Origin of the sequence: Streptomyces sp. NPDC050988 (assembly GCF_044456225.1) — a bacterium.
Lineage (GTDB): Bacteria > Actinomycetota > Actinomycetes > Streptomycetales > Streptomycetaceae > Streptomyces.
On sequence record NZ_JBITFQ010000001.1, the window covers coordinates 501,010 to 517,628 of the forward strand.

Annotated in this window: 13 protein-coding genes; 2 read left to right on the plus strand and 11 right to left on the minus strand. The window is 71.2% G+C overall.

All coding sequences use genetic code 11. From position 1 onward, the window contains the following. Window positions 1-182: 182 nt before the first annotated feature. From ACIBEI_RS02230 to ACIBEI_RS02255, 6 genes are all read right to left on the minus strand, one after another. Complete coding sequence (locus ACIBEI_RS02230; protein ID WP_398884162.1) at window positions 183-1,067, minus strand: sugar phosphate isomerase/epimerase family protein; 885 nt, start codon at window positions 1,065-1,067, stop codon at window positions 183-185. Next, window positions 1,064-2,011: an NAD(P)-dependent oxidoreductase gene (locus ACIBEI_RS02235; RefSeq protein ID WP_398884164.1), complete on the minus strand. Its 948-nt coding sequence runs from the start codon at window positions 2,009-2,011 to the stop codon at window positions 1,064-1,066. Before ACIBEI_RS02235 ends, ACIBEI_RS02230 begins: the two co-directional genes overlap by 4 nt. Before the next feature lie 4 nt (window positions 2,012-2,015). After that, window positions 2,016-3,233 carry a Gfo/Idh/MocA family protein gene (locus ACIBEI_RS02240; RefSeq protein ID WP_398884166.1) on the minus strand — a complete coding sequence of 406 codons (1,218 nt, stop codon included), beginning with the start codon at window positions 3,231-3,233 and terminating at the stop codon, window positions 2,016-2,018. Then, window positions 3,230-4,030 carry an HpcH/HpaI aldolase/citrate lyase family protein gene (locus ACIBEI_RS02245; RefSeq protein ID WP_398884168.1) on the minus strand — a complete coding sequence of 267 codons (801 nt, stop codon included), beginning with the start codon at window positions 4,028-4,030 and terminating at the stop codon, window positions 3,230-3,232. The genes ACIBEI_RS02240 and ACIBEI_RS02245 overlap by 4 nt, the downstream gene beginning before the upstream one ends. Continuing rightward, window positions 4,027-6,003, minus strand: coding sequence for a 3D-(3,5/4)-trihydroxycyclohexane-1,2-dione acylhydrolase (decyclizing) (gene iolD, locus ACIBEI_RS02250; RefSeq protein ID WP_398884170.1), 1,977 nt, complete (start codon window positions 6,001-6,003; stop codon window positions 4,027-4,029). The genes ACIBEI_RS02245 and iolD overlap by 4 nt, the downstream gene beginning before the upstream one ends. A gap of 92 nt (window positions 6,004-6,095) precedes the next feature. Next, the gene (locus ACIBEI_RS02255; RefSeq protein ID WP_398884172.1) at window positions 6,096-7,538 is read right to left on the minus strand and encodes an aldehyde dehydrogenase family protein; all 1,443 of its coding nucleotides are present in this window, start codon (window positions 7,536-7,538) and stop codon (window positions 6,096-6,098) included. A gap of 289 nt (window positions 7,539-7,827) precedes the next feature. Between ACIBEI_RS02255 and ACIBEI_RS02260 the strand changes: the two genes are divergently transcribed. Next, window positions 7,828-8,871, plus strand: coding sequence for an LLM class flavin-dependent oxidoreductase (locus ACIBEI_RS02260; RefSeq protein ID WP_398884174.1), 1,044 nt, complete (start codon window positions 7,828-7,830; stop codon window positions 8,869-8,871). A 105-nt stretch (window positions 8,872-8,976) separates the two neighbouring features. Next, window positions 8,977-11,334, plus strand: a complete 2,358-nt coding sequence (locus ACIBEI_RS02265; RefSeq protein ID WP_398884177.1) for an ATP-binding cassette domain-containing protein — start codon at window positions 8,977-8,979, stop codon at window positions 11,332-11,334. Here ACIBEI_RS02265 and ACIBEI_RS02270 read toward each other — a convergent pair. The 5 genes from ACIBEI_RS02270 to ACIBEI_RS02290 all read right to left on the minus strand — a co-directional run bounded on the left by ACIBEI_RS02270 (window position 11,313) and on the right by ACIBEI_RS02290 (window position 16,619). Next, window positions 11,313-11,720, minus strand: coding sequence for an AMP-binding protein (locus ACIBEI_RS02270; RefSeq protein ID WP_398884179.1), 408 nt, complete (start codon window positions 11,718-11,720; stop codon window positions 11,313-11,315). The genes ACIBEI_RS02265 and ACIBEI_RS02270 overlap by 22 nt on opposite strands. 33 nt (window positions 11,721-11,753) lie before the next feature. Then, window positions 11,754-12,683, minus strand: coding sequence for a lysophospholipid acyltransferase family protein (locus tag ACIBEI_RS02275; RefSeq protein ID WP_398885069.1), 930 nt, complete (start codon window positions 12,681-12,683; stop codon window positions 11,754-11,756). A gap of 215 nt (window positions 12,684-12,898) precedes the next feature. Beyond that, window positions 12,899-13,669, minus strand: coding sequence for a GNAT family N-acetyltransferase (locus ACIBEI_RS02280; protein WP_398884181.1), 771 nt, complete (start codon window positions 13,667-13,669; stop codon window positions 12,899-12,901). A 251-nt stretch (window positions 13,670-13,920) separates the two neighbouring features. Continuing rightward, window positions 13,921-14,670, minus strand: a complete 750-nt coding sequence (locus ACIBEI_RS02285) for a succinate dehydrogenase/fumarate reductase iron-sulfur subunit (protein WP_055611311.1) — start codon at window positions 14,668-14,670, stop codon at window positions 13,921-13,923. Then, the gene (locus ACIBEI_RS02290; RefSeq protein WP_398884184.1) at window positions 14,667-16,619 is read right to left on the minus strand and encodes a fumarate reductase/succinate dehydrogenase flavoprotein subunit; all 1,953 of its coding nucleotides are present in this window, start codon (window positions 16,617-16,619) and stop codon (window positions 14,667-14,669) included. Before ACIBEI_RS02290 ends, ACIBEI_RS02285 begins: the two co-directional genes overlap by 4 nt.

The window sequence follows — 16,619 nt, forward strand, 5'->3', positions numbered from 1 at the left end:
CATTCCGCTGATTCGCAGACGCGCCAATATGCCGAGCAGGAGATAAATCTCAGCTGCCCGGCATTGGCCCGGTGACCGGTAAGGACGGCCCCGGTCGCCGGGACCCGGCGACCCTCAAGGCTTGAGGTGATCGCGACCCTCGATGGATCCGCAGGAACCCATCAAGAACACCTCATCGCCCGCTACGCAGCGTCGCCCAGCACAGAGCGCAGGTGCTCCGCACTGGCCCATACGTCGTCCAGGGGCCCCCGGCCCGTGGGCTCCTCGGTGAGGATGGTGTCCTGCTCCAGGACGTACCAGCCGTCGTAGCCGCGGGCCCCGAGGTGGGTCACGATGGCCCTGACGTCCACGTCACCGGCGCCGAGCGGCCGGTACATGCCCTCCCGGACGGCCTCCGTGTACGTGAGGCGGCCCGACTGGACCTTGGCGGCGAGGGCCGCGTTCACGTCCTTCATATGGGTGTGGGCGATCCGCTCGGGTGCCTGCCGGGTGAGTTCGGCGGGGTCGGTGCCGCCGATGAGCAGGTGGCCGGTGTCGAGGCAGAGGGAGATCGCGGAGTGCTCCAGCACGCGCTGGACCTCGTCGCCGTTCTCGATCATCGTGCCGACATGCGGGTGCAGTACGGCCCGCACGCCGCGTTCCGAAGCCAGCCCGGACAGCCGGTCCAGGTTGGACAGCAGCAGCCGCCAGCCGTCGGCGTCGAGTTCGGGCCGGGAGTCGTAACCGTCGAGCCCGGTGACGGCCGACAGGACGAGGACGTCGGCCTTGGAGGCGGCGTAGCTCTCCAGGAGCGTCTCGACCTCGGGCAGCGGGTCGTGCCCGGGCACGTGCAGCAGGAGCGGGGTGAAGCCGCCGACGGCCTGGAGGTCATGGTGGTCGAGAACCCGCGCCATGGCCTGCGGCTCGCCGGGCAGGAAGCCCTCGGGCCCGATCTCGGTGGCGGCGAGACCGACCTCGCGCATCTCCTTCAGGACGCGCTCGGGCGTCAACTGGTAGCCCCAGCCGGGTACTTCGCACACGCCCCACGAAATGGGCGCTCCAGCGATCCGGTGCGCTTGAGTGTTCATGCCGTGGCCTTTCGGTGGTTCCAGTCGGGGTTGGCGACCGCGGCCGGCGGACGGCCCGCCAGCACGTCCGCGACACCGCGGGCGGCGTCGATGAAGGTCAGGGCCATGGCCCTGTTCGTCATGCCCATCAGATGCGGGGTGAGGACAACGTCGGCATGGTCGAACAGCGGGTGGTGCACGGCCGGTTCGGGATCGAAGACGTCCAGTCCTACACCGGACAGCCTGCCCAGTTCCAGAGCGATCAGGGTGGCGTCCGGGTCGAGCAGGCCACCCCTGCCGCAGTTGACGAGGACCGTCCCGGGCTTCACCCGGGACAGCAGCTCCTCGCCGACCAGGTGGTGCGTGCTCTCGGTGAGGGGAACGTGCAGTGTCAGTACGTCGCTCATCTCGGCCAGTTCACCGAGATCGGAGCAGGCCACCTCGGGCGGGGGCGGGCTGTACGGGTCGTACGCCACGATCCGCATACCGAAGGCCGAGGCCAGTTCACCGACCCGGCGGCCGATGCGGCCGTAGCCGACGATGCCCATGGTGGCGCCGTCGAGGTCGCCGACGGGCACGGTGTTCCGCTCGGCCCAGCGGCCCTCGCGCACCAGGTCGGTGAGCGGACGCAGCCTCTTGACGAGGTGCAGGGTCATGGCGAGGACGCCCTCGGCCACGGCCCGCGAGCCGCTCTGCGGGGTGATCACCACGGGGATGCCGCGGGCGGTCGCCGCGGCGACGTCGACGAGGTCCACACCGACTCCGGTGCGGGCGATGACGCGCAGCCGCGGGGCTCGTGCGAGGAAGTCCTCGTCGACGTGCCGGTCGGCGCGGACGATGGCGCCTTCCGCGACCGCGAGGTCCTCGGGCGTGGGGTGGGTGACGAAGGTGACCCGGTCTCCGAGGATGCCTCCGACGGTGTCCGGGTCGACCGGGCCGAGGGCCACTACGACATGCCCGTCCATGCGATCAGCTCCGTGCCTGGTGGCCGAAGGTCGCTCCGGTGACGTCCGCCACCGGCTCCCAGGTGCCGCTCTCGGCGGAGGCGGCGGCCGCGGAGATGACCTCGGCGACGGCGTGCGCGTCCTCGATCGTGGAGTTGTGGTGCTCGATGCCGGCGACGGCGGCGAGGAACTTCTTCGCCTCGATGACCTTCAGGTCGTCGTAGCCCATGCTGTTGCCGGGGCCGGGCTGGAAGCTGGCGTAGTCACCCATGTGACCGTTGCCGAGCACGGTGGTGTACCCCTGGTTCGGGCCACTGCGGTCCAGGGCGACGCGCAGCTCGTTCATGCGCTCGAAGTTCCAGGTGAGCGAGCCGTCGGTGCCGTAGATCTCGAAGCCGATGCCGCACTGCGGGCCGACGATGGTGCGGGAGGCCTCCAGTGTGCCGACGGCGTCACCGTGGAAGCGGACGAGGGCGGCGGCGTAGTCGTCGTTCTCGACCTGTGCCATCTCGCCGTCCTCGATGACGGCGAAGTGCGTGCCCGAGCCCATCGGGAGGATCGGGCGCTCGGTGTAGATGGTGCTGGTGAGCGCGGAGACCTCACGGATCGGGGCGACGACATAGCTGACCAGGTCGACGACGTGGCTCATCAGGTCACCCAGCGCGCCATGTCCGGCCAGTTCCCGCTTGAAGCGCCAGGACAGGGCGCCCTTGGGCTCGGAGGCGTAACCGGAGAAGAAGGTGGCGCGCACGTTGGTGATACGGCCCAGGCGGCCCTCGGCGATCAACTCGCGGGCCCGCTCCACGGCGGGCGCGTGCCGGTAGTTGTAGCCGATGGAGGTGGCGACCCCGGCCGCGCGGGCCGCCGCGGCGACCTCGGCGGTCTCCTCGGCTCCGCGTCCGACGGGCTTCTCGATCCAGAACGGCTTGCCCGCCTTGGCGGCGGCGATGCCTATCTCGTGGTGGAGGACGTTCGGCGCGCAGATCGAGACGACTTCGACGTCCGGGTCGTCCAGTACGGCGCGGTAGTCGGTGCCGGCCTTCTCGTAGCCGAGCACGTCACGGGCGTAGGCCGCGCGGTCCTCGGCCGTGTCCGCCGCGTGGACGAGCCGGGGCTTGAGGCCCAACTCGGGGTAGACGGAGGGCAGTGCCTGGTAGGCGCGGCTGTGCAGCTTGCCCATCCAGCCGACGCTGATCAGTCCGACGCCGATCTCGCGTGCGGCTCCCGAGGGGGTTGTGGTCATGACTGTGTCTCCTGGTGGTCCCGGGGCTGCGGCCGGGCCTCGCCGAGGGCGGCGGACAGGGCGGCTGCGAGCAGGGTCGAGTCTGATCCGATGGCGATGAACGTCCAGCCCTCGGCGCGTTTGGCGGCGGCCGCCGCGCCGTCGGGTACGAGCAGTCCGCAGACCTTGCCGTGTGCGGCGGCGGCCTTGCGCACGCGTTCCAGGGCCTCGCGGTAGACCGGGGCGGCGAAGTCGCCCGGCACTCCGAGGTCGTGGCTGAGGTCGCGGGGGCCGACGAACAGCACGTCGACACCGTCCAGGGCGGCGATCGCCTCGACCTCCGCGAGGGCGCTCGCCGACTCGATCTGGACCACGCCGAGGAGCTCGCCCTCCCGGTCCAGGGCGGCGGAGTCGAGCCCGAAGCGACAGGCCCGGTTGTACGTGGCCACGCCCCGATCCCCCGCGGGCGGGTAACGCAGGTGCCGTAGCGCTTCGCGGACTTCGGCCGCCGTGTCGAGGCGCGGCAGCATGATCCCGGCGACGCCCAGGTCGAGGACGCGGCCGATTCGGATCCGGGCCGCAGACTCGACGCGTACGACGGTCGGGACTCCGTAGGCGGCCGCCACCGGGACGGTCTCGCGGACCTGTTCCTCTCCCCCGGCGCCGTGTTCGAGGTCGAGGAGCAGCCAGTCGGCGCCCGCGGCGGCGCACACCTCGGCCGCGACCGGGGAGGCCATCCCCACGAAGGTGCCCAAGGTGGGCTCTCCCTCGGCGAGCCGGGCGCGCAGGCGGCCGTGGTCGAGCGGGGAGCGGTTCATCCGTACCACCTCTGGGAAGCCAGGCCCTCTTCGTACTCGCCGCGCAGCTGGGCGACCGACTCCTGGTCGGACACCTCGGCGGGCGCCACGTCCCACCACACGCCCGCGCCGGGCAGGTCCGCGTGCGGGATCACGGGTACGACGAGGACGACGGGGCCCACGTGGTCGCGGGTGTCGGCCAGTGCGGTGCGCACCTCGTCGGCGGTGGTGGCGCGGAGGGCGCGGGCGCCGAGTCCCGCCGCGGTCTGGACGAGGTCGACCTTGAGGTAATCGCCCTCCAGGCGGGCCGGCTTGGTGTCGCCGCCGGCCTCCGCCAGGTGCAGGCCGCCCTCGCGGTAGCGGAACTCGTTGCCGAACTCCCGCCCGTTGCGCACCATTTGGAGGCGGTGGATGACCTGGTACCCGTGGTTCTCCGGGATCACGATGGTGAGCGGGAGCTTCTCCTGGGCAGCGGTGACCAGTTCGGTCGGCGCCATCAGGAACGTGCCGTCGCCCAGCAGGGAGAGCACCCGGCGGGCCGGGTCGGGGGTCGCGAACCGTACGCCGATCGCCGCGGGCAGCTCGTAGCCCATGCAGGAGAAGCCGAACTCCAGGTGGGCGCGGCGGCCTTCGGTGGCGTCCCACACCTTCTGCAGGTCGCCGGGCGGGCCACCGGCGGCGGCGATGATGGTGTCGCCGTCCTGCGCGTGCTCCTGGAGCAGGCCGATCAACTGGCCCTGGGTGAGCACCGCGTCGGTGTCGCGTACGACGTCCGAGTCGTCCGGCTCGGCCGAGAGGTCGAAGGGGGTGTCGGGGTCGAGGGCTGCGGCGCGCTGGGCCCACCATGTCTCGTGCAGGGCACGTGCCTTGTCCTGCCAGGCCGGGGAGGTGGTGGTGCCGTTCGCGCGGACCGCCTCCGTCAGTGCGGCGAGGGCCCGCTTGGCGTCGGCCACGATCCCGGTGGCGCCCAGGCGGCTCACGTCGTGCACGTTGACGTTGACGGCGGCGAACCGCACGTCCGGGTTCTGGAAGATCGACTGTGAGGCGGTGGAGAAGTCCGTCAGGCGTGAGCCCACGGTCAGCACGAAGTCGGCTTCCCTGGCCAGGGTGTTGACGGCCGGGGTGCCTTCCAGGCCGATGCCGCCCAGCTGCCACCAGGCCCGGCTCTGGACCGCTCCCTTGCCCGCGAACGTCTCCGCCACGGGGATCCCCGCCGCGTCCGCCAGCGCCTCCAGCTCCTCGGTGGCACCGGAGTACACGACGCCGCCACCGGCGATGATCAGCGGCTTCTCCGCCTCGGCGAGCATGCGTGCCACCGCGGCGACCTCGTCGGCGTCCGCCGCGGGGCGCCGGATCGGCCAGTCGCGCTCGGCGAAGAACTCCGCCGGGTAGTCGTACGCGTGGGACTGGATGTCCTGCGGGAGGGAGACGACGACCGCACCGGTGTCGACGTCGGTGAGCGCCCGCATCGCCGCGGGCAGCGCGGTGAGCAGCTGCTCGGGCCGGGTGATGCGGTCGAAGAACCGGGACACGGGCCGGAAGGCGTCGTTGACGGAGGTGTCGGCCTCGATGGGGTGCTGCAACTGCTGGAGCACGGGTCCCTGGTGACGGGTCGCGTACGTGTCGCCGGGCAGCAGCAGGACGGGGAGCCGGTTGACGGTCGCGAGGCCCGCGCCGGTGACCATGTTGAGGGCGCCCGGGCCGATGGAGGCGGTGACCGCCAGGGTGGCGTGCCGGGTGGACGCCTTCGCGTAGGCCGTCGCGATGTGGACGAGCGCCTGCTCGTTGCGGCCCTGGACGAAGGGGAGTTCGTCGCTGAGCTGGTCCAGCGCCTGGCCGAGGCCGGCCACGTTGCCGTGGCCGAAGATGCCCAGGGCGGCGGGGATCAGGCGGCGGCGCTCGCCGTCGGCCACGGAGTACTGGCGGGAGAGGTAGGTGACGAGGGCCTGGGCCACCGTGAGGCGCACGGTGCGCCGGGTCGTCGGGTCAGTCATGGTCGGGCTCCTGTTGGGGAGATACCCACGGCTCTCGGGCGGCGTGGATCTTCAGAAAGTTCGGAAGGGAGGGAAATCGGAGGGCCACGAACTCACCAGGGACGGCCGTGCAGCACGATGGTCTTCACCTCGGTCATCTCGCTGACCGCCGCGCGCGGGCCCTCCTTGCCGTAGCCGCTGCCCTTGAGTCCGCCGTACGGCATCAGGTCGGCGCGCCACAGCGGTGTCCAGTTGATGTGCACCGAGCCCGCGTCGATCTCCCGTACGGCCCGGACCGCGCCGGCCACGTCGGAGGTGAACACGCCCGCCCCCAGGCCGTACGCCGTGCCGTTGGCCTGGGCGATCGCGGACTCCCAGTCCGCGGCCGAGCTGACCGCGACGGCGGGTCCGAACAGCTCCTGCTGGCTGAACGGGGAGTCGGGGTGGACGTCGGCCACGACGGCGGGGCTCACCACGGCCCCGTCACGCTCGCCGCCGGTCAGGATCCGGGCGCCGTCGGTGCCGGCCTGGGCGATGGCCCGCTCCACACGCTCCGCCTCGGCGGTCGTGATCAGCGTGCCCATCGTCGTCTCGGAGGACGACGGGTCGCCGGTCCGGATGGCCTTGACCTTGGGGACGAGCGCGTCGAGGAAGTCGGAGGTCACCGAGGGGTGGGTGATCACCCGCTGGACGGAGATGCACACCTGCCCGGCGTTCACATAGCCGCCCAGCGCGACCGCGCTCGCGGCGAGTTCGAGGTCGGCGTCCGGCAGGACCACGACCGGGCAGGAGGCGCCCAGTTCGAGGGAGAGCTTCTTCACCCCGGCGACCCGCGCGATGTGCTCGCCGGTGGCGGTGGATCCCGTGAAGGAGATCTTCCGCACCCGGGGGTCGGTGACCAGCGCGTCCCCCAGCACCCCGCCGGATCCGACGAGCACCGAGAGCACGCCCTCGGGAATCCCGGCGTCGACGAAGCAGGAGGCGAGTTCCAGCGCGGTCAGCGGGGTCGAGGTGGCCGGCTTGAGGACGACGGCGTTGCCCGCCGCGAGAGCCGGTGCCAGTTTGTGCAGGACGAGCAGTGCGGGGTAGTTGAACGGCGTGATGGCCACCACGACACCGCAGGGCTGGCGCAGGGTGAAGCCGACCTTGTCGAAGCCGGTGCCGCGGTTCGCGTCCAGGGGCAGCGTCTCGCCGTAGAGCTGGGTCCCCTCGAAGGCCGCGAGACGGATCAGGTCTCCGGAGCGCGATGCCTCGCCGGTGGCCTCGGTGATGGTCTTGCCGGACTCCGCGCTGATGGTCTGCGCGATCTTTCCGGCCCGTTCGTCGGCCAGTTCGGCGGCCCGCAGCAGGATCCTCATCCGCTCATGGGCGGGTGTACGCCGCCACACCGCGGCGCCCCGTACCGCCGCGGCCAGGGCCACCTCGACGTCCTCGGGGCCTGCGAGTGCCACGGTGCCGACGGTCGAACCGTCGAAGGGGGACTTCACTTCCCGGGTCCCCCCCGACCCTGTCGACGCTTGCCACCGGCTTCCGATGAGCAGTTCCGTCGGCGCCATCGCCTTCTCCCTTCAGACAACCGTCAGCTCTGGACAGCGGCTCTCGACAGACCCCGCGGATCAGCGGGAAAGGAGCGAGCGTCCGACGGCCAGGCTGTTTACGTGGGCGCAACGTTAGGTGTGTCCCGGCGGAATAATGAAGGGGCGGGATCCATCAATAGACCATCATTGGTGCCGTCTTTTTCCCATCATCGGCACCGCCGGGCACGCGCCGGGGCCTGGAGTCGCGGAAGAAATCGGAGGAACGGCTGTTGAGACAACAGAGCACATTCCTTCCAGCGGAGAAGCCATGGTGAACGAGCAGGATCACGAAGCCCGACGGGACCGGGGTTCTCGTCTCGGAGCGACCCGGTTCTCCGTCCTCGACCGCTCGCGCACCCGGGAGGGACACGACGCCCCCGAGGCGCTGCGCGACACCGTCCGGCTGGCGCGGGACCTGGAACGGCTCGGGTACCACCGCGTCTGGGTCTCGGAGCACCACGGCGTGCCCGGCGTGGCCGGTTCGGCGCCGACCGTCCTCGCCGCCGCGGTCGCCGCCGCGACCAGCACGATCCGGGTGGGCACGGGCGGGGTGATGCTGCCCAACCACCAGCCCCTGGTGGTGGCCGAACAGTTCGGCGTGCTGGAGTCCCTGTTCCCCGGCCGCGTCGACATGGGCCTGGGCCGTTCCGTCGGGTTCACGGACGGCGTACGGAAGGCGCTGGGCCGGGACAAGGACGTGGCCGACGACTTCGCGGCCCAGCTCGACGAGCTGCTCGGCTGGTTCCGCGGCACGTCCCCGACCGGTGTGCACGCACGTCCCCCCGAGGGCCTGACCGTGCCGCCGTTCGTGCTGGCCATGGGCGAGGGCGCCACGATCGCCGCCCGGGCCGGCCTCCCCATGGTGATCGGCGACCTCAGGAACCGCGACAAGATGCGACGCGGCATCGACCACTACCGCGACACGTTCCGGCCGTCCGCCTGGGCGCGGGAGCCGTACGTGGTCATCTCCGGCACGGTCGCCGTCGCGGAGACCCCGGAGGAGGCTCGGCGCCTGCTCGTCCCGGAGGCCTGGTCGATGGCGTACTCGCGCACGCACGGCACGTTTCCGCCGCTGCCGCCTGCCGAGCGTGTGGAGGCGCTGAGCATGACGGAGCGGGAGCGCGGCTTCTACGAATCCGGTCTCTCCGGCCATGTCGTCGGGACCGAGGAGCAGGTCGCCCACGAGCTGGAGACGGTGATCAAGGAGACCTCGGCGGATGAAGTGCTGGTCACGACCAGCACGTATGACCGGGAGGCGCTGGTGGACTCGTATCGGCGGTTGGCGGAGGTTGTGGGGTTGGCCCCCGCCTGAGTGATCCGCTTGGTCATTTTTTGCCTGCGGGCCGGTCGTGGCTGGTCGCGCAGTTCCCCGCGCCCCTTTCGGGGCGCCCATCTACACCCCCTCTGGAGTCCGCCCATGCACAGCCCCCACGACCCGTACGTCCGTGTGCGTGGTGCTCGTGAGCACAATCTCAAGGGGGTCGATGTCGATGTTCCGCGGGATGTGCTGGCGGTCTTCACCGGTGTGTCCGGGTCCGGTAAGTCGTCGCTGGCCTTCGGGACGATCTACGCGGAGGCGCAGCGGCGGTACTTCGAGTCGGTGGCCCCGTACGCGCGGCGGCTGATCCATCAGGTGGGCGCGCCGAAGGTCGGGGACATCAGCGGGCTGCCGCCGGCGGTGTCGTTGCAGCAGCGGCGGTCGACGCCGACCTCGCGCTCGTCGGTGGGTACGGTCACCAGCCTCTCCAACTCGCTTCGGATGCTGTTCTCGCGTGCGGGCGACTATCCGCCGGGGGCCGAGCGGCTCGACTCGGACTCCTTCTCGTCGAACACGGCCGCCGGGGCCTGCCCCGAGTGCCATGGGCTCGGTCGGGTGCACCGTACGACCGAGGAGTCGCTGGTCCCCGACCCGTCGCTGTCGATCCGCGAGGGCGCGATCGCCGCGTGGCCGGGCGCCTGGCAGGGCAAGAACCTGCGCGATGTCCTGGACACGCTGGGGTACGACGTGGACCGGCCGTGGCGCGAGCTGCCCGCCGAGCAGCGCGAGTGGATCCTGTTCACGGGCGAGCAGCCGGTCGTGACCGTGCATCCGGTGCGGGACGCCGAGCGGATCCAACGCCCGTACCAGGGCACGTACATGAGCGCTCGGCGCTATGTCATGAAGACCTTCTCGGACTCGAAGAGTCAGACGTTGCGGGCCAAGGCCGAGCGGTTTCTGGAGGCCGCGCCCTGTCCGGTGTGCGGTGGCAGTCGGCTGCGGCCCGAGGCGCTCGCGGTGACGTTCGCGGGCCGGAACATCGCGGAGCTGGCCGCGCTGCCGCTCGTCGAACTGGCCGACTCCCTCACCGGACATGGCGATTCGGAGACCGCCCGCGTCCTCACCGAGGATCTGCTGGCGCGTATCGCCCCCGTCACCGAACTGGGCCTCGGCTATCTCAGTCTCGACCGCGCCACCCCGACGCTGTCGGCGGGTGAGCTCCAACGGCTGCGTCTGGCCACGCAGTTGCGTTCCGGCCTATTCGGAGTCGTGTACGTCCTCGACGAACCGTCCGCCGGACTGCACCCGGCGGACACGGAGGCACTCCTTACGGTCCTCGACCGGCTCAAGGCGTCCGGCAACTCGGTGTTCGTCGTGGAGCACCACCTCGATGTCATGCGCGGTGCCGACTGGCTCGTCGACGTGGGGCCGAGGGCCGGCGAGCACGGCGGGCAGGTGCTGCACAGCGGCCCGGTGGCGGACCTGGAGAGTGTCACGGAGTCGGCGACGGCCCGGTTCCTCTTCGACCGCTCCCCCGTCGCGGCACGTCAAGTCCGGGTGCCGCGCGGCCAGTTGAAGGTCGGTCCGGTGACACGGCACAACCTGCGCGGGGTGACCGCCGAGTTCCCGCTCGGTGTGCTCACCGCGGTCACCGGTGTCTCCGGCTCGGGCAAGTCCACGCTCATCGGGGAGATCACGGCGGACCTTCCGGGAGTGGGGCGGCTGGTCGCTGTCGACCAGAAGCCGATCGGCCGTACGCCCCGCTCGAATCTGGCGACGTACACGGGGCTCTTCGACGTCGTGCGGAAGGTCTTCGCGGCCACGGAGGAGGCGCACCGGCGCGGTTACGGCGTGGGGCGGTTCTCGTTCAACGTGGCGGGCGGGCGCTGCGAGACGTGTCAGGGCGAGGGGTTCGTCAGCGTCGAGCTGCTCTTCCTGCCGAGCACCTATGCCGCGTGCCCGGACTGCGGCGGGGCGCGCTACAACCCCGAGACGCTCGAAGTGACGTACCGGGAAAGGAACATCGCGCAGGTGCTGGACCTGACGGTCGAGGCCGCCGCGGACTTCTTCTCCGACACTCCGGCCGTCGCGCGCAGCCTCACCACGCTCCTCGATGTCGGACTCGGCTATCTGCGGCTCGGCCAGCCTGCGACCGAGTTGTCCGGCGGTGAGGCTCAGCGCATCAAGCTGGCGAGCGAACTCCAGCGCGTACGCCGTGGTCACACGCTCTATCTCCTCGACGAGCCGACGAGCGGGCTGCACCCGGCCGATGTCGAGGTTCTGATGCGGCAGTTGCACGGTCTGGTCGACGCCGGGCACAGCGTCGTGGTCGTGGAGCACGACATGGCGGTGGTGGCGGGCGCGGACTGGGTGGTCGACCTCGGGCCGGGCGGCGGCGACGCGGGAGGCCGGATCGTGGCGGCGGGGCCTCCGACGGAGATCTCACGGGCGCAGGCGAGCGCCACGGCTCCCTACCTCGCACGTGCGCTGAGCGGCTACGGCTCTCGGTCCCAATAGGCCTTCCTGAGGCTGGACTTGGCCAGTTTCCCGGTGGGGGTGCACGGCAGCGCGTCCACCCTCGGGGAGCGTCGGTGCGATGCCCTTGGGGTGGCCGGTGGCGCCGGAGGAGTAGAGCATGTCGGCGCCACGGGGCTGACGGGCCGGGGGTTCGGGTGAGGCGGCGGCCAGCGCCCGCTCGTACGACCCGCCGCCCAGTAGACCTCAAGGACGCGTGGGTCGTTGTCGGAGAGGAGAGCCAGATGGTCGTCCGCGCGCAGTCCGGCGGTCCTCAGGTGGTCCGCGAGGCGCAGGGAACGCTCTTCGAGTTGGCCGTAGGTGAGGGTCCGGCCGCCGTCCGCGGTGACGACGGCCGGCCTGGCGGGGTCGTACGCTCCGGGATACATGCGGGGACGGTACCCCGCAGTGGTGACGGTGCGTCAGAGGCGGGCATACGCCTCCGAGTTCGCGCTCCCCCGGCGGGCTTCGGCATTCCTCCGGTGGGCTTCGGCATTCCTCCGGTGGGCGTCGGCGTTCCTTCGGTGGGCGTCGGCGGTCTCGACGACGGCCGTCCCGGTGTCGGCCGCCCCGTTGGTGGCGGTCTCGGCGGCGAGGGCGAGGGTTCGCCGGTCGGGTGCGCTGCCCGCCCCGAGCACCGGCTCGACGCGTACCTCGGCCACGAGAGCGCGGGCCGACAGGACCCGCCAGACCGAGGTGAGCAGCGAGTCGCTCCCGACGAACGCGGGCGCGGTGGCCGCCGCTCCCCCGTCGAACCGGTAGTGGAGGTGCACCGGCTGGACAGGCACGGCGGCGTCCAGGGCGGCCTGGAAGGCGGCTCTGCGGAAGCGGCCCTGGGCACGGCCGCACCAGGTGCTCCCTTCCGGGAAGACCACGACGGCCGATCCGCCGCGCAGGGAGTCCGCGATCCGTTCGACGGTCCTCGGCAGTGCGCGCAGACGGTCGCGCTCGATGAACAGCGCGCCGCTGCTCGCGGTGAGCACTCCGGCCACGGGCCACTGCCTGATCTCCGCCTTGGCGAGCATCCGGGCGGGGCGGACGGCGGCGAGCAGGGGGATGTCCAGCCAGGAGATGTGGTTGGCCACCAGGAGCAGTCCGCCGCCGGGCGGGGCCGACCCGGTGATCCGCAGCCGGACGCCCGTGGCGCGCACGATCGTCCGGCACCACGTCCGGGTGAGCCGGTCGCGCCACACGGCGGCGAGCCGCCCCACGACCGGGATCAGCACGATCCCGAAGAGGAGCACTGCCAGGAGTGCGGCCAGCCGCAGCAGGGCGCGCGGCACGGCGGCCGGCGATCCCACGGACTCCACGCAGACCCGGGAGCACGGGGCGCTGGGCAGCCACGCGCTCACCGGTGCGGGTGGCGAGGGCGCCACGACCGGACGTTCCCCGGCCCCGACGTGCACCCCGCCGCGCCGTGGGCGCGGCACCTTCCCGAGGCCAGGGAACACCGGAGTGCTCGCGCCCGGGCTCACGAGTGTCGTGGTGCCGCCCCGACGCGGGCGGAGTTTCACGGCCACGCGAGACACCCCCGTCGCACCCATCGCACCCATGCGGGACATGGTGATCACGCCGGCACGAGCGACAGGAAGTGCCGCAGGTAGCGCGGGTTGACCCGGCGCATCGACAGCAGCACATACAGGTCGGCGACGCCGAAGTCGGGGTCGTGGGCCGGTTCCGCGCAGACCCAGGCGCCGAGGCGGAGGTAGCCGCGCAGCAGCGGGGGCAGTTCGATGCGGGCGGGACGGGCGACGCCCTCGGCGCTCCACGGCAGCAGCGGACGTACGCGGTACTCCTCGGGCGCTAGGTGCTTGTCCCGCACCCGGTCCCAGGTGCCCGCGGCGAGCGTGCCGCCGTCGGCGAGCGGGATGGAGCAGCAGCCGGCCAGCCACTCGTGGCCGCCGTCGACCATGTAGCGGGCGATCCCGGCCCATATGAGACCGATGACCGCGCCGTCGCGGTGGTCGGGGTGGACGCAGGAGCGGCCGACCTCGACGAGCCCGGAGCGGATCCCGGCCAACGGTCCGAGGTCGAACTCGCCCTCCGAGTAGAGCCGTCCGGCGATCGCCGCGCGGTCGGGCGGCAGCAGCCGGTAGGTGCCGACCACCTGCCCGGTCGTGGTGTCGCGTACGAGCAGGTGGTCGCAGTACGCGTCGAAGGCGTCGACGTCGAGGCCCGGCTGCGAGGAGGAGAGCAGCGCGCCCATCTCCCCGGCGAAGACGTCGTGACGCAGCCGCTGGGCGGCGCGGACGTCTGCCTCGTCGCGGGCGAGGGTGACGGTGTAGCGGGTGGGGGCCGTCGACAGTGGGGGGCTGTCGAGCGTGGAAACGCCGGTCATGGCACTCTCCTGGTCACGGGCCGGTTCGGCGGAGCGGCGCGACGGACCGAAGCGAACGGTCCGTGCGCTCCTGTTCTTCCGACGCCGGCTGACCGCCGAGTAACCCCCGGAGAGAGACCGGGTGTGAGCTTGTTGAATGCCAGGGGTGCCTGATAAAACCACGGCAATCCGTGCCCCGTAAGGGGCGCGGGGAACTGCGCGCCCAGCCACATCGGACCCGCAGCCCGCAAACAACCACGGCCCCTACGGCGCTACCGCTTACCCGCCTTACGAGTAGCCCGCAGCCACTCCTTGTTCATCCCCGTGATGGAGACCAGCGGGATGCCCTTCGGGCAGGCGGTGGCGCACTCCCCGGCGAGCGTGCACCCGCCGAACCCCTCCTCGTCCATCTGCGCCACCATGTCGAGCACCCGGGTCTCCCGCTCCGGCGCACCCTGCGGCAGCACGTTCAGATGGTTGATCTTCGCCGAGGTGAAGAGCATCGCGGCCCCGTTCGGGCAGGCCGCAACGCACGCCCCGCACCCGATGCACTCGGCGTGCTCGAAGGCGAAGTCGGCGTCCGGTTTCGGCACGGGCGTCGCGTGGGCCTCGGGCGCGGCTCCGGTCGGCGCGGTGACGTATCCGCCGGCCTGGATGATCCGGTCGAAGGCGGACCGGTCGACGACCAGGTCCTTGACGACCGGGAAGGCAGAGGCCCGCCACGGCTCGATGTCGATCGTGTCGCCGTCCTCGAAGGACCGCATGTGCAGCTGGCAGGAGGTCGTGCGCTCCGGCCCGTGCGCGTCGCCGTTGATGACGAGCGAGCACGCGCCGCAGATCCCCTCGCGGCAGTCGTGGTCGAAGGCGACGGGGTCCTCGCCCTTGAGGATGAGCTCCTCGTTGAGGGTGTCCAGCATCTCCAGGAAGGACATGTCGGCCGAGATGTCGTCCACTTCGTACGTGGACATCGCTCCGTCGGCGTCGGCGTTGCGCTGCCGCCAGACGCGCAGGGTGAGCTTCATGCGTAGCTCCGCTGGGTGGGGTGGACGTACTCGAAGACGAGGTCTTCCTTGTGCAGGACGGGAGCAGAGCCCGTACTTGTGAACTCCCAGGCGGCCGCGTACGAGAACTCCCCGTCCCGGCGCTCCGCCTCCCCCTCCGGGGTCTGGGACTCCTCGCGGAAGTGGCCGCCGCAGGACTCGTCGCGGTGCAGCGCGTCGAGGCACATCAGCTCGGCGAGTTCCAGGTAGTCGACGATGCGGTTGGCCTTCTCCAGCGACTGGTTGAACTCCTCGCCGGTGCCGGGGACCTTGATGCGCCGCCAGAACTCCTCGCGGATCTGCGGGATGCGCTCCAGGGCCTTGCGCAGCCCCGAGTCCGTACGCGCCATTCCGCAGAACTCCCACATCAGCTCGCCGAGTTCGCGGTGGAAGGAGTCGGGGGTGCGGTCGCCGTCGACGGCGAGGAGCAGCTGAAGCCGGTCCTCGGTGTCGGCCAACACCTCCTGGACGACGGGGTGTTCGTCGGTGACCTCCTCGTGGTGCGGGTTGCGGGCGAGGTAGTCGTTGATCGTCGACGGGAGGACGAAGTAGCCGTCGGCGAGGCCCTGCATCAGCGCGGACGCGCCGAGCCGGTTCGCGCCGTGGTCCGAGAAGTTGGCCTCGCCGATCGCGAACAGGCCCGGGACGGTGGTCTGGAGGTCGTAGTCGACCCAGAGGCCGCCCATCGTGTAGTGCACGGCGGGGTAGATCCGCATCGGTACCTGGTACGGATCCTCGTCGGTGATCCGCTGGTACATGTCGAAGAGGTTGCCGTACTTGGCCTCGACCGCCTTGCGGCCCATGCGCCCGATGGCGTCGGCGAAGTCGAGGTACACGCCCTGGCCGCCGGGACCCACTCCCCTGCCCTCATCGCAGACGTTCTTCGCGGCGCGGGAGGCGATGTCGCGCGGGACAAGGTTGCCGAAGGAGGGGTAGATGCGCTCCAGGTAGTAGTCGCGCTCGGCTTCGGGGATCTCGTTCGCGGGGCGGTTGTCGCCCTTCGCCCTCGGGACCCAGATCCGGCCGTCGTTGCGCAGCGACTCGCTCATCAGCGTGAGCTTGGACTGGTGCTCGCCGGTGCGCGGGATGCAGGTGGGGTGGATCTGGGTGAAGCACGGGTTGGCGAAGTAGGCGCCGCGCCGGTGGGCCCGCCAGACCGCGGTGGCGTTGGAGTTCATGGCGTTCGTGGAGAGGTAGAAGACGTTGCCGTAGCCGCCGGAGGCGAGGACAACGGCATCCGCGTAGTACGTGTCGATCTTGCCCGTGATCAGATCGCGGGCCACGATGCCGCGCGCCCGTCCGTCGACCACGATCAGGTCGAGCATCTCGGTGCGCGGATGCATCTCGATGTTGCCTGCGGCGATCTGGCGGGACAGTGCCTGGTAGGCGCCGAGCAGGAGTTGCTGGCCCGTCTGGCCGCGGGCGTAGAAGGTGCGGGACACCTGGACGCCGCCGAAGGAGCGGGTGTCGAGGAGGCCGCCGTACTCGCGGGCGAAGGGCACGCCCTGCGCGACGCACTGGTCGATGATCTCGACGGAGATCTGGGCGAGCCGGTGGACGTTGGACTCGCGTGCCCTGAAGTCGCCGCCCTTGACGGTGTCGTAGAACAGCCGGTGGATCGAGTCGCCGTCGTTGCGGTAGTTCTTGGCGGCGTTGATGCCGCCCTGCGCGGCGATCGAGTGGGCGCGGCGCGGGGAGTCCTGGTAGCAGAACTGCACGACGTGGTAGCCCTGTTCGGCGAGCGTGGCGCCGGCGGAGCCGCCCGCGAGACCCGTGCCGACGACGATCACGGTGTGCTTGCGCCGGTTGGCGGGGTTGACCAGCTTGGCCTCGAAGCGGCGGGTGTCCCAGCGCTCACCGACCGGCCCCTCGGGGGCCTTGGTGTCGACGACCGGCTCTCCGGTCGTGTACTCGGCGAATTCAGCGGTCAT